Source organism: Companilactobacillus halodurans (assembly GCF_009600995.1).
Lineage (GTDB): Bacteria > Bacillota > Bacilli > Lactobacillales > Lactobacillaceae > Companilactobacillus > Companilactobacillus halodurans.
Genome location: NZ_VDFO01000021.1, coordinates 36987 through 49388, shown reverse-complemented (window position 1 = coordinate 49388; position 12402 = coordinate 36987). Strand labels below are relative to the sequence as shown.

General features: G+C 30.5%; 15 protein-coding genes. 11 read left to right on the top strand and 4 right to left on the bottom strand.

The window, feature by feature from the left end; all coding sequences use genetic code 11:
- Positions 1-135: 135 nt before the first annotated feature.
- The 3 genes from FHL05_RS06825 to FHL05_RS06815 form a co-directional block, all read right to left on the bottom strand.
- Complete coding sequence (locus FHL05_RS06825) at positions 136-582, bottom strand: SHOCT domain-containing protein (protein ID WP_153384554.1); 447 nt, start codon at positions 580-582, stop codon at positions 136-138.
- 425 nt (positions 583-1007) lie between these two features.
- Complete coding sequence (locus FHL05_RS06820) at positions 1008-2270, bottom strand: alpha-L-fucosidase (protein ID WP_153384555.1); 1263 nt, start codon at positions 2268-2270, stop codon at positions 1008-1010.
- Between the two features lie 48 nt (positions 2271-2318).
- Complete coding sequence (locus tag FHL05_RS06815) at positions 2319-3032, bottom strand: GntR family transcriptional regulator (RefSeq protein WP_153384556.1); 714 nt, start codon at positions 3030-3032, stop codon at positions 2319-2321.
- A 143-nt stretch (positions 3033-3175) separates the two neighbouring features.
- Between FHL05_RS06815 and FHL05_RS06810 the strand changes: the two genes are divergently transcribed.
- The 8 genes from FHL05_RS06810 (at position 3176) to FHL05_RS06775 (ending at position 9376) form a co-directional block, all read left to right on the top strand.
- On the top strand, positions 3176-3580 hold the full coding sequence (locus FHL05_RS06810; protein WP_153384557.1) for a PTS sugar transporter subunit IIA: 405 nt from the start codon (positions 3176-3178) through the stop codon (positions 3578-3580).
- Positions 3580-4080 carry a PTS sugar transporter subunit IIB gene (locus FHL05_RS06805; RefSeq protein ID WP_153384558.1) on the top strand — a complete coding sequence of 167 codons (501 nt, stop codon included), beginning with the start codon at positions 3580-3582 and terminating at the stop codon, positions 4078-4080. The genes FHL05_RS06810 and FHL05_RS06805 overlap by 1 nt, the downstream gene beginning before the upstream one ends.
- Positions 4081-4899, top strand: a complete 819-nt coding sequence (locus tag FHL05_RS06800) for a PTS mannose/fructose/sorbose/N-acetylgalactosamine transporter subunit IIC (protein ID WP_153522329.1) — start codon at positions 4081-4083, stop codon at positions 4897-4899. It begins immediately after the preceding gene.
- Positions 4877-5686, top strand: coding sequence for a PTS system mannose/fructose/sorbose family transporter subunit IID (locus tag FHL05_RS06795; RefSeq protein WP_202879061.1), 810 nt, complete (start codon positions 4877-4879; stop codon positions 5684-5686). Before FHL05_RS06800 ends, FHL05_RS06795 begins: the two co-directional genes overlap by 23 nt.
- Before the next feature lie 17 nt (positions 5687-5703).
- Positions 5704-6405, top strand: coding sequence for an SIS domain-containing protein (locus FHL05_RS06790; protein ID WP_153384561.1), 702 nt, complete (start codon positions 5704-5706; stop codon positions 6403-6405).
- 116 nt (positions 6406-6521) lie between these two features.
- Entirely contained in the window at positions 6522-7550 is a 1029-nt protein-coding gene (locus tag FHL05_RS06785; protein WP_153384562.1) for a serine hydrolase domain-containing protein, read from the top strand.
- Entirely contained in the window at positions 7537-8616 is a 1080-nt protein-coding gene (locus FHL05_RS06780; RefSeq protein WP_153384563.1) for a dipeptide epimerase, read from the top strand. Before FHL05_RS06785 ends, FHL05_RS06780 begins: the two co-directional genes overlap by 14 nt.
- A complete protein-coding gene (locus FHL05_RS06775; RefSeq protein WP_153384564.1) occupies positions 8606-9376 on the top strand; it encodes a serine hydrolase in 771 nt (256 codons plus the stop codon). The genes FHL05_RS06780 and FHL05_RS06775 overlap by 11 nt, the downstream gene beginning before the upstream one ends.
- Before the next feature lie 48 nt (positions 9377-9424).
- Here the strand turns inward: FHL05_RS06775 and FHL05_RS06770 are convergent, their stop codons facing one another.
- Positions 9425-10024, bottom strand: coding sequence for a KpsF/GutQ family sugar-phosphate isomerase (locus FHL05_RS06770; RefSeq protein ID WP_153384565.1), 600 nt, complete (start codon positions 10022-10024; stop codon positions 9425-9427).
- Positions 10025-10309: 285 nt separating this feature from the next.
- Between FHL05_RS06770 and FHL05_RS06765 the strand changes: the two genes are divergently transcribed.
- From FHL05_RS06765 to FHL05_RS06755, 3 genes are read left to right on the top strand one after another with little or no spacing between them, the layout of a single operon-like run.
- Positions 10310-10777 carry a PTS sugar transporter subunit IIA gene (locus FHL05_RS06765; protein ID WP_153384566.1) on the top strand — a complete coding sequence of 156 codons (468 nt, stop codon included), beginning with the start codon at positions 10310-10312 and terminating at the stop codon, positions 10775-10777.
- Positions 10778-10795: 18 nt separating this feature from the next.
- Positions 10796-11083: a PTS sugar transporter subunit IIB gene (locus FHL05_RS06760; RefSeq protein ID WP_153384567.1), complete on the top strand. Its 288-nt coding sequence runs from the start codon at positions 10796-10798 to the stop codon at positions 11081-11083.
- Between the two features lie 39 nt (positions 11084-11122).
- Positions 11123-12382 carry a PTS ascorbate transporter subunit IIC gene (locus FHL05_RS06755; RefSeq protein ID WP_153384568.1) on the top strand — a complete coding sequence of 420 codons (1260 nt, stop codon included), beginning with the start codon at positions 11123-11125 and terminating at the stop codon, positions 12380-12382.
- The last annotated feature ends 20 nt before the right edge of the window (positions 12383-12402 follow it).

The following is a 12402-nucleotide window of genomic DNA, read 5'->3' as shown; positions in this document are numbered from 1 at the left end:
CTTGCATCAAGACGAAAAACCTCTTTCATTGTTTGTGGAGAACTCCAATGATACCTGATTTTTTCGTCTTGGTGTTTTTATTTTGGAATTTTATTGAAAGTGGCTAACTTGATTATAAAATTCGCCATTAAATGATTATAAATTAAGTATTTCTTTCTTTTTATCGTCAAATTCTTCTTGAGTAATAGCACCGTCATCAAGAAGTTTTTTTAATTTGTCGATACTATTAATATCGTTATTGTTCATTGAACTGTTTTGAAATGGCTTGATATTATTATTTACATATTGTTTTGAAAGTAAAATATTTTTATCCGATTCACTTTGTGGTCTAAATCCCTTTTCGATTAAATCTTTTGTATACCATTGATTATAGAAAAAAGCGATTGCAATATGAGCAATTAGAGTACCAAATCCCAATGTAAAAGATGTTAGCAAAATATTTACGATAAACAAAATTGCAAACCATTTAAAATCCCCTCTAAACAATGGAGACAAACTTCCAAAAAAGAATTCTGTCCAAGAGAAACCAACTTTTACTTGCTTAGTCTGGTGAGTTAATTGGTTTGTTAAGAGTGCATGCATAATATAAAATCCCCCTATAAGTCAGCTTTTAGTGTCAATCAGATTTTGGACATTATATAAACAATTTAAATGAAGCATTATTTACATGACAACGTTTTATTAAAAAGTATAAAAAGAACCCATTAGTTACTAAAACAAAACATTCATTGATTTAGAAATGGGTTAGATCAATTAGTGATATAAATCATCAAGAATTAAAGAATAATTTCAAATTGATTTTTATATAATATCGGAAAAAGTTGCCAATACAGTAATTTATTACAATTATGATAACAAAAAATAAGCATATCATGTGAAAAAATTATAATAAAAAGTCAAAAAAACGTTTACAAAATATGAATAAAAAAGGTTTTAATATAAATTTATTTATTAATAAAAAGTGGATACATTAATTGACAATAATTAATGTATCCACTTTTTTTATATTATGATTTGAACTGTACTTTAGCTACTCTGATGATCCAGTTACTGCCATATGTGAAGCCATTAGCATCTATTGTTAGGAACCCATTTGATTTATCATGCATAAATTTTAAATCTTGATTATTATCCAGCCAAGTGATTTTGGAAATTGGTTTATAAATATTCGTGAAAGATCTTAAATTTGTACCTTCACCACCAAGTACAACATTATCGTTTCCAACATTACCTAGACCATCTATAAAAAGATATAACGAATTATTTTTATCTTTTACCATATTCAAAGTATGATTGAAATTGTTCAATCCAAAAGGTTTTACACTATAAATTGCTGATGAATTGGTTTTCAACCATTTACCGATTATCATCATGTAATCTTGACTAAATCTAGGTATACTTCCGTCTCCATTTAAACCTATATTAATCAGGATATTTGCGCCTACGCATCTGGCTTGAACAATTGACTTGATTATTTCAGCCGGTGATTTGTAATTTATATCATCTGTCGCAAGGCCCCAATGTTTATTTAAGGTTAGTGATATTTCGCCAGCAACATATTTCTTACCGTTTCCGATATGATTTATTGATTTAGGATTTCCTCTTTCATAAGTTAAAACATCAACATTTTCATTTTCAAGAATGCCACGTTTTTTAAGACCAGTGTTATTGATGATAATAGCTTCAGGTTGTTTCTTGCGTATTATTTCATAAAGTTTATCCATTTCCCAGTTTGCTTCTTTCTTATTCCAATTACCATCAAACCAAAATCCTCCAATTTTTCCATAATTTGAACAAAGAATATCAACTGACTTTCTTAAATATTTTAGATAATCTTCAAAATTTTTCTCATAGTTATCAGTGTGCCAATCATAAGTGGCCATATAAATAAATGGTTTGATATTTTCCTTGTGGCACGCATTTACAAATTCTTTAATAAAATCACGTTTTGCCGCACTATGAATTGAGTCAAAGTTGCTTAAGCCTTTGGAATCATATAAAAAGAAGCCTTCATGATGTTTAGATGTTAATACAATATATTTTGCTCCCATTTTCTTTGCTGATTGCACTATCTTATTTGCATCAAAATGAGTGGCAGTGAATTTTTGTATTAACTTTTCATAATTTTTTTTATCTCTATTATGAATTAATTCTGTCCATTCACCTTTACCAAGTAAAGAATATAATCCCCAGTGAATAAACAAACCAACACCCATATTTTCATAGTTTCGTATTCTTTTGATTGGTATGATTTTTGGATAGCTATTCATAATTAACACTCTTTTCATGATATTTAAAAAATAATTTAAAATTGTATATTAACTATTAAAATTGCCTCTGGATAGTATTTGATAAAAGAATTCTGTGTTTTTATAATCTTTTATAAACTCTAAAATAGATCCGTCATTTAAGTATGTTGTTCTTTCTTGAAGGAAACAGTAATTTGATTTCTTTGATTTGTCAAAAGAATTTATTAAAAAATGTGATGGTAGTGTTGTAATAGTGTTTCGTTGTGTAAAAGGAAGAACATATGCATTAATATTGAAATCACTTTTATAGAGTTCATAGATAGAATAAAAATCTTGAATTTTATTTAAATGCTTTTTATTTACATAATATTCAGGTATATAGGATAAATTAACATCTGAAATTATGTCATCACCAACAAAATAGATTCGTATTATTTCATAATAAAAACCTGTTATGTTTAATTTTTTTTGAATCTCTGAGTCTGATTTCTTTTTTACTGAGAGTACTTTAATATTTCTTATTAATTTATTTCTTAGAGGAATATCGGAAACTTGTAATAGTTCATTGTGGTTTAATTTATTGACATACGTTCCTTTTCCTTGAAATCTTTCAATTTTACCAAGGTTAACCAATGTTTCCATTACTTTTACTGCGGTAGTTGAACTGACATTATAGATAGATTTAAGTTGAGATTCACTATAAAATTTATCGCCCTTTTTAAAAATACCAGAATTAATTTTCTCTATTAAATCGTTAGAAATTATTTTATATTTGGGTTCCATAAAATCACCTCCACCTCTTTAAGTAATGATAAGGATATTAAGGTGTTAAGTCAATAATTAGTGAAAGCGCTTGCAACTATTTATTCATGGGGTTATCCTATAGTTGTTTATAAGTTAACACGTTAAGTCAGAGGGTGATAGAAATGAATTATATAATTAGTTCTCACGGGGGATATGCGATTGCTGCTTTACATAGCTGTGAGATGATTACTGGTGATTTACCAAACTTTTATACTTATTCATTTAAAGGTCAAAATAATATAAATGATGTTAAAAAAGATTATGAAGATATCATAGATAGAAATAATTTGAATTATAAAAGTACAATCATTTTAACGGACATTAATTCTGGCACACCAAATAATGCAGCAATAATGTTGGCAGCAGAAAAAAAGATTAAATCCATTTATACAGGTTTTTCCCTTAGTGATTTGGTCTTTATTGCTATGGGGGAAGAAATAGATAAAGTTTTTGAATCAAAACTTGAAAATTCAGGAAAAATTAAGATACCCGAAATTGATGAAAATGAAGAAGAGGAAGAAGACTAATGTCAGAAATTGAAGATCTTGGGATAAAGAACATTAGAATAGATGAACGTCTGATTCATGGTCAAGTGGCTACTATGTGGACCAATAGTTTGAAAGCTAGTCGGATTATGGTAGTGGGTGATGATGTCGTTCATGATAGTATTCAAAAAATGGCACTTAAAACAGCTGTTCCTGCCGGAGTTAAGTTGAGTATTTTAAAAGCACAAAGTGCTGCGGAAAAAATATTAAGTGGTAAATATAAAGGTCAAAGAGTCTTTATGTTAGTAAAGTCTCCGAAATGGCTAAGAATTCTTGTTGATAATGGACTTCCTATTGAAAAAGTAAATGTAGGAAATATGTCATCACGAGAGGGAAGTAAACAAGTGAAGAAATCAGTTGCTGTTACACAAACTGATATTGATGATTTTAATTATCTTAATGATCATGGTATTGAATTAATAGCACAAATGGTTCCTTCAGAAGATCCTGTGAAATTTATGAAGTTATTGGAGGATAGATAAATGCATATAGCAATTTGGCAAATTATAGTACTAACACTTTTAGCTGGCTGGATGATTATTGATCAATTAACTTTAGCAATTATTGGAAATTATCCTCTTTTGGTTGGTCTTGTAACTGGAATTATTATGGGAGATTATAAGACAGGTTTAGCCGTTGGAGGAACATTACAATTAATGGTTTTAGGAGTTGGAACATATGGAGGAGCAAGTGTTCCAGATTTTATGACAGGTTCAATTATTGGTACGGCTTTCGCTGTTGCATCAGGTAAAGGTCTAAGTTTTGCAATTGGACTTGCAGTTCCAGTTGGATTACTTATGGTTCAGCTAGATGTCTTAGCAAGATTTACAAACACGTTTTTTCAACATCGAGTTGATAAAAAAATTGACGAAATGGATGTTAAGGGTGTTCAAAGAAATATTTTATACGGTGCTATACCATGGTCATTTTCAAGAGCAATTCCAGTTTTGATAATGCTTACATTAGGTAACAGTATTATTAAAGTCATTTTGAAAGATATGCCAAAGTGGTTAACTAATGGATTAAGTGTTGCTGGAGGAGTTTTACCAGTTGTTGGTATTGCAATTTTATTGAGATATTTACCAACAAAACAATTCGTTACGTATTTGATTGTTGGTTTCGTTCTCGCAGCTTATATTAAAGTTCCTATGCTTGGAGTTGCCTTGGTTGGATTAGCAATGGCAATAGCATATTACAAAAATATGGAAAAATTAAATGAAAAAAACGTTGTAGAAACTGGAAATAATGTAGATACCAAATCTAATGAGGTGGATGACGATGACGAAGAGTATGAAGATTGATAAACAAAAGGCTAAAGAATTACATCAGGCAAATCGTAGATGGCTATGGGGAAGCCAAATAGGTTGGAATTATGAAAGAATGATGGCTTCTGGATTTCTATTTGCAATCCTGCCTACATTAAAACGTCTTTACAAAGACCCTGATGATTTAAAAGAAATGATGAAAATCCATAATCAGTTTTATAATACTAATCCGTTTGTGGGACCTTTAATTGTTGGTATGGATATAGCTATTGAAGAGGACAAAGGTGTCAAGTCTAAAGATGCTGTTATGGGGTTAAAAACAGGACTGATGGGTCCATTTGCTGGAGTTGGAGATACCATTTTTGGTGTTATCATACCTACAATTTTTGGATCAATTGGTGCATATATGGGATTACAAGGAAATGTATTTGGCGCTTTCCTTTGGATTCTAATGAATTTAGTGGTTTTATTTATGCGTTATCCATTACTTAGATTAGGATATGTACAAGGTGCAAAATTAGTTGGAGAATTTGGTGATAAATTAAATATGTTAACAAATGCAGCCATTTTGTTAGGTGTTACCGTGGTTGGTGCATTAATACCAACTGTTGTTAAAGCAAACGTGCCATTCATATATAAATCCGGAAAAGTTACTTTGAAAATGCAAAGTATGCTTAATCAAATCATGCCTAGTTTAGTTCCTGTAGCTTTGGTTGCTTTGGTATATTGGCTATTAGGAAAGAAAAATATTACATCTACTAAGATGATCATTTTTGTTTTGATTTTATCCATCGTATTAGGTGCATTTAAAATCTTGGGTTAATAATAAGGAGAAAAGCGATGCTAGAATTTTTTGATGAGGTAAGTAGACTTGCTCAAGTTTTAGAAAAAGATGAATCTGATCACATTCATCAAGCTGCACAAATTGTTGCTAAAAGTATAATGAGTGGTGGCATAACTCAAGCATTTGGTAGTGGCCATTCTTATGCAGCAGCTATAGAAGTTAGCGGTAGAGCAGGTGGTTTAATACCTTCTAAGATTATTCAAGACCCTGCAGGAGGATATTATGAGACTTGCGAAGGGGTTGGAAAGCATTTAATGCATAGAGTTGATTTGAAAAAGAATGATGTCTTATTTTTGATTTCAAATTCAGGTCGTAATCCAGAAATCCTTGAAATTGCTGATGAAGCAAAAAAAATAGGAACGAGCATAATCGTTGTTACTGCTTTAAAATCTTCTAAGATGTCTACATCAAGGTCGTCATTAGGAACTTTATTATATCAATATGGTGATGTAGTTCTTGATAATCATTCAAAATTTGGTGATGCAGCTTTAAATGTTCCAGGATTTGATTCTAAAGTATGTGGAACATCAACTGTATCCGCTACATTATTACTTCAGCAAGTAATTTTTGAAGCGATTAAATTAATGGTGAAAAAGGGATTTAATCCGCCAGTTTATAAAAGTGCGAATATTGATGGAGGACCTGAATACAACGAGAATTTGGAAAATAAATATGCAGATAGGATTTTTCATAGTTGATGAATTGTTTGATTCATTAACTATGATTATCTTAAGTGATTATTCACGTTATATTATTGAAAAATAAAAGAGGTGGTTCTTTAGAACTACCTCTTTTTGAAAAGGATTGATTTTAAATGATTAGGAATATTATTCCAATAGAATGCTTAATAAAAGATTCTGTTAATAAAGGCGAAATACCTGGAGCTTCATATTCACTAATATCCTCGGATGAGATTGAAAACCATTATATTGGTTATAAGACTTTAGATACAACTGGAGAAGCTCTTAGACCAGATATGTTATATGATTTAGCATCATTAACTAAAGTCGTGGGAACAACGACTAGAATTTTCCAATTATTGGATAGTAAAACTATCTTGTTAAATGATCCAATATCTAAATTCATTTCAGGTACATTATATCCAGATGTAACGGTGGAACAATTATTAATGCATAGTAGTGGATTGCCAGGTGATGTAGAAGGAAAACATTCAATGAATGAATCTCAGTTAATTTCCAAAATAAAGAATGAAAAATTAATTACAGAACCTGGTAGTGAAATTAGATATTCTGATCTTGGATACATATTACTTGGAAAAATTATTGAAAAAATTGACGGAGGACTTCAAAAAAGTTTTGAGAAAAATATTTTTGAGCCATTAAAAATGTTTCATACAATGTATAATCCCTTTCGTCTAAATCCTTCTAAAATCATTCCAACAGAGATTCAATCAAGTAGGGGTGGTGTCATTCAAGGAACTGTGAATGATTATAAAGCCTATTTAATGAATGGCATTAGTGGTCATGCTGGTTTGTTTTCTACACTTAATGACTTAAATAAATTTGTGATTATGTATTTAAATAATGGAATATATAATGGAAAACAAATTATTCCAAATTCGGCTTTTGATTTGATTGAAAATAATTATCAAGATGGTAGAACGTTAGGATGGAAATCATGGACTTCTAATAATTTTTATTTATGGCATACAGGTTTTACTGGAACATCAATAGCCCTTGATTTAAAGAATAAACGAGGCTTCGTGTGTCTAACAAATAGAATTTACCCTGATAGAAGTAAAAAAGATTGGATTAATACTAGAAGATTGGCAATTGGATTATTTTTTAATAAACAGGAAGCGATAATAAATGAACGTAATTAGTAAAATTAAGTGTGAGGTTATTCGTAAAAAATTAAAAAGTCCTTTTATAACTGCTCTTCATGAAGTAGACGAAATGCAAGCAGTAAAGGTCTATATTAAACTAAATAATGGTTTGATTGGCATCGGGACAGCAACACCGAATGAGAAAGTAACAGGTGACACTTTAAAAAGCACTTATTGTATTATGGAGGATATTATAAAACCCCAATTGCTAAAAAAATCAATTGACGAATGGAATAAACTATTATATTTATTACAAAACATAATTGCAAATAATACACCAGCTAAAGCCGCTTATGAAATTGCCTTGTATGATTTAAGAAGTAAGTTAGAAGGCGTATCTTTAACTTATATGCTCGGTAATGGGAAATATGAACCGATAACTACGGATTATACAATTAGCATTAAATCACATGATCAAGTTATAAGTGACGCTAAAAATAAAGTTAAAGAAGGATTTCATTTTCTAAAAATTAAACTAGGAAATGGTAATTTCAATAAGGATGTTCAAATACCAATGGATTTAGCAATCGATTTGCCAAATGATGTCTCATTTAGAATTGACATAAATCAGGCTTGGACTGTAAAGGAGACTTTGTATGCAATAAAAGAATGGACTAAATTTGGTTTAAATATTGATTTTGTTGAACAACCGGTTAATAAATTGGATGTATATGGAATGAAATTGATTACAGAGAAATCTTCTTATAATATCATGGCTGATGAAAGTGTATTTAGCCCTAGTGATGCTTTGTTAATGATACGTAATCATGCATGTGATTTGATAAATATCAAACTTATGAAAACAGGCGGTATAAGCCAAGCCCAAAAGATAAACGATATAGCTGAAGCTTCAGGAATTAAGTGTATGATTGGCTGTATGATTGAATGTCCTGAAAGTATATCTGCAGCCATATCATTTGCTTCTTCAAATGAAAATGTAATATATGCAGATTTAGATTCTGTAAATATGATTGATGAAAAAGAAGACTTTGGCTTTAGTATTAATAAAGATAAATTAATACCCTCAAAAAAAATTGGATTAGGTGGTACCAATGAGAAATAGTAATTATTTGGTAAAAGAAATTAATGATTTAAAAAGACCACGAGAAATTGATTATGCCATAAAAATTCAAAATTCTAATTCAAAAATTATCTTTGAATATAATAGTGATTTAACATTTAATGCTGCTAGTTTAATAAAAATCGTAATTGTTGATTATTTATTAAACAACAAGATAAATAAATCAAGTTTTTTTAATAAGGTACTGCCGATAACATCTCAGGATATTGTTGGTGGAGCCGGAGTACTTAGAGGATTGAGTATTGATAAATTAAAGGTAAGAGATCTTATTTATCTTATGTTAAGTATTTCAGATAATACTGCTACTAATGTGTTATTAAAACAATTACAATTGCAAAATCTTTCTGAATGGTCAAAAAATAAATTTAAAAATATCAGAATTGAAAGATTTATGATGAATAATTCCGTCGAGAATAACATTATTAATTTAAAAGAATTTATGAATGTTTGGACTGAAATATTGAATAGTAATGATGAATTAGGTTCAATTGTAAGAGATGCTCTTAGTCATTCACTAACAAGGAGTAAATTACCAGCTTTGATTTCTAAAAGTGGATTTATTGGTGAAATATATACTAAAACTGGAGAATTAACTCATGAGGAACATGATGTATCAAGGTTTGAATATGATGATGAATTTATTGATTGTGCAGTTCTAACGCATTTTAATTATGAAAGTCAAAGAATAGATTGTATACGTTTTATTCAAGAAATTGGTCTTATTATAAGTGAAATTTTTTGACCAATAATAAAAGGCATTCCAATGATGGAATGCCTTTTATTATGTAATTTATTTTGTACTTAACAATTTTTTTCCTAATGCTCCTCCTGGATGGAATGTAGCAAAATCGTCTTTTGAAAAACCTTTTAATTCTGACAATGTACAGGCAATTGCATCTCCTACAACTAATACTGCTGTGGAACTATTGGTAGGAGCTAAATTAAGCTTGTCAGCTTCTTTATTAACATGAATCGTAAGAGTTAAATCACATAATTTAGCTAATGTGGATTCCGGATTTCCTGTAAAGGCAATGGTCTTTGAACCAATAGTATTTAGTGATTTTATCGGAGCAATGATTTCTTTAGTTTCACCACTATTAGAAATTAGAATAACCGTGTCATTTTCTTCAATCATGCCAAGATCCCCGTGAACACTTTCAGTTGCATGAACAAAAAATGATGGAGTTCCTGTGCTTGAAAAAGTTGCTGCTAATTTTCTACCTATTAATCCGGATTTTCCAACTCCCATAAATATTAATTTTCCCTTTATATTTAAAAGTTCATCCACTATGGGGTCAAATTCGTTTTCGGATTTTTCATTAACATTGTTTAATGCTGCAATTTCTTCACCTATAAAATTATGTATTAATGATGAATATGAATTAGTCATTATTGTTCCTCCTTAGTTGAGTATCTAAGGTTATTATTATTTCATAATGATTTTTAAACAATAACAATTGATTCCTATTTGTGTAAAGAAATCAACAAACATTAAAAGTAAGCGGTTTCATAAAATCTACTTGTCTACAGCAAGAGGAGTTTTGGAAGTAAAATGTTGATTTACAATTGTATTATTTGTTGAAGCAATAACAAAATATGATAGCAATAGCAATTGAAGCGCTTACATAAATAAACATATAATAATTCATGTAAAAGAGATTAGGTGGTGTTGTCAATGATTGAAAAAATTATAAAACAAGATTTGATAAAATTGCATGTTAAAGCTGATGATTGGAAAGATGCAATAAGGTTATCGGCACAGCCATTATTAGATGATGATATTGTTACATCTAATTATGTAGATGAAATTATTAATTCCGTAAAAGAATATGGTCCATATTTTGTAATAGCACCACATGTAGCATTGGCACATGCACCTGGTAAAGCTGGGGCTAAAGAATTAGCAATGGGAATTACAGTTTTAGAACCCGCGATTAAATTCCATAATGAGGATAATGATCCGGTTTCTTATGTATTCACATTGAGTGCACCTGATAATAATTCTCATCTCAAAGCAATGCAAGAATTGGTTGGTTTATTAACAGATGAAAAATTTTATCAAGTATTATCTGATTCTAATGAATCCAGTGAGATTTTACAGTTTATTCAGGATTCGGTATTAAAAAATAAAGTCGAAAAATAAAGAGAGGAAGTATTTATTATGATTAAAGCTTTAGTAGCATGTCGTGCAGGAGTAGGTTCAAGTTTAATGTTAAAAATTAAGTTGAATGAAGTTATTGATGAACATAAATTGCCTGTTCAAGTTGAACACTCATCTTTGGATGGATTACCAAGTTTTAATGGACCAATTGTTATTGCCTTGAGTGACGTGGCACAAGAATTAAAGGATCAGGGAATCGACAAGGTTGTCGTTGGTATCAAGAACATTCTTGATAAAGATGAGATTTATACAAAATTATCCGAAGCATTAAAGCAAGTACAATCTTAATTTTTTAAATATTACAAAATTTGAGGGGAGTAAATTAATATGCACTTTATAGTTAGTTTATTATCAAATCCCGCTATTCTATTGGCAATAGTTTCTTTTATAGGATTGGTGGCACAGCATAAAAAAGCAACAGATGTTTTAAAAGGAACATTTAGAACTGCTATCGGTTTTCTGATTTTTGGTGTCGGAGCTAGTACCATGACAACGGCTCTTCAAAATTTTAACGTGATGTTTCAAAAAGGCTTTCATTTAACAGGTGTTATCGCTTCGCCTGAAGCAGCAACTGCTTTAGCACAAGGAAAATATGGATTCGTAGTTTCAGTTACTCTTATCGCTGGATTCATTATGAACCTTGTCTTTGCAAGAATTACACCATTTAAGAACGTATTCTTTACTGGTGGTCACAGTTTATTCTTTGCCTGTGTTTTAGCCTTAATTTTAAAGGCTCACGGTATTGGAAATACTTGGGCAATTATTGTTGGTGGAACAATCTTAGGATTTGTTTCTGCTGCTTTGCCTCAATTGTGTCAGCCATTTATGAGAAAAATTACTGGTGGAGATTTTCAGGCCATTGGTCACTTTAACATGATTGGTTATGCTCTATCAGGTTTATTAGGCAATACATTTAGTAAACATAAGGATGAAACAACAGAAAATATTAAGTTCCCAGAATGGTTGTCATTTTTTAAAGACTTCCTAATGGGTGTAGCGGTCGTTATGATTGTAATCTTCTATATTGCTGCCCTAGCCGCTGGTAAAGTAGTTGTTACAAAATTGGCCGGAACAACTGATTGGCTAGTTTATCCAATGATTCAAGCTTTGACATTTACAGCTGGAATTTCAATATTGATGACAGGTGTTCGTATGTTTCTTGCTGAAATCACTGCAGCCTTTGTTGCAATTTCAGAGAAGTTTATTCCAGGATCACGTCCAGCTTTGGATGTACCAACAATTTTTCCATTTGCTCCAACAGCCGTTTTAGTTGGATTTTTAAGTTCATATGCAGCAGGATTGTTAGCAATTGTAGTTATGGTTTTACTCAAATTTCCGATTGTAATTATTCCAGCCGCTCATATTTGTTTCTTCTCAGGTGGCACAGCAGGTATATTTGGTAACTCTACAGGTGGTTGGAGAGGAGCAATCCTTGGATCCTTTGTAGTTGGATTATTATTAGCGTTCTTACCAATATTACTTTATCCAGAATTCTCATCATTAGGTATCACAGGTTCTACATTCCCTAACGTCGATTATAACGTTGTTGGATCATTATTAAATTGGTTCTTAGGAATCTTTCATTAATCATTAGAAAGGAGATTGTA

Excerpts from the sequence above, each read along its gene's own strand:
- FHL05_RS06825 (WP_153384554.1), bottom strand. The coding sequence starts at position 582 with ATGCATGCACTCTTAACAAACCAATTAACTCACCAGACTAAGCAAGTA.
- FHL05_RS06785 (WP_153384562.1), top strand. The coding sequence starts at position 6,522 with ATGATTAGGAATATTATTCCAATAGAATGCTTAATAAAAGATTCTGTT.
- FHL05_RS06760 (WP_153384567.1), top strand. The coding sequence starts at position 10,796 with ATGATTAAAGCTTTAGTAGCATGTCGTGCAGGAGTAGGTTCAAGTTTA.
- FHL05_RS06770 (WP_153384565.1), bottom strand. The coding sequence starts at position 10,024 with ATGACTAATTCATATTCATCATTAATACATAATTTTATAGGTGAAGAA.
- FHL05_RS06790 (WP_153384561.1), top strand. The coding sequence starts at position 5,704 with ATGCTAGAATTTTTTGATGAGGTAAGTAGACTTGCTCAAGTTTTAGAA.
- FHL05_RS06815 (WP_153384556.1), bottom strand. The coding sequence starts at position 3,032 with ATGGAACCCAAATATAAAATAATTTCTAACGATTTAATAGAGAAAATT.
- FHL05_RS06775 (WP_153384564.1), top strand. The coding sequence starts at position 8,606 with ATGAGAAATAGTAATTATTTGGTAAAAGAAATTAATGATTTAAAAAGA.
- FHL05_RS06755 (WP_153384568.1), top strand. The coding sequence starts at position 11,123 with ATGCACTTTATAGTTAGTTTATTATCAAATCCCGCTATTCTATTGGCA.
- FHL05_RS06765 (WP_153384566.1), top strand. The coding sequence starts at position 10,310 with ATGATTGAAAAAATTATAAAACAAGATTTGATAAAATTGCATGTTAAA.
- FHL05_RS06780 (WP_153384563.1), top strand. The coding sequence starts at position 7,537 with ATGAACGTAATTAGTAAAATTAAGTGTGAGGTTATTCGTAAAAAATTA.
- FHL05_RS06810 (WP_153384557.1), top strand. The coding sequence starts at position 3,176 with ATGAATTATATAATTAGTTCTCACGGGGGATATGCGATTGCTGCTTTA.
- FHL05_RS06820 (WP_153384555.1), bottom strand. The coding sequence starts at position 2,270 with ATGAATAGCTATCCAAAAATCATACCAATCAAAAGAATACGAAACTAT.
- FHL05_RS06805 (WP_153384558.1), top strand. The coding sequence starts at position 3,580 with ATGTCAGAAATTGAAGATCTTGGGATAAAGAACATTAGAATAGATGAA.
- FHL05_RS06800 (WP_153522329.1), top strand. The coding sequence starts at position 4,081 with ATGCATATAGCAATTTGGCAAATTATAGTACTAACACTTTTAGCTGGC.
- FHL05_RS06795 (WP_202879061.1), top strand. The coding sequence starts at position 4,877 with ATGACGAAGAGTATGAAGATTGATAAACAAAAGGCTAAAGAATTACAT.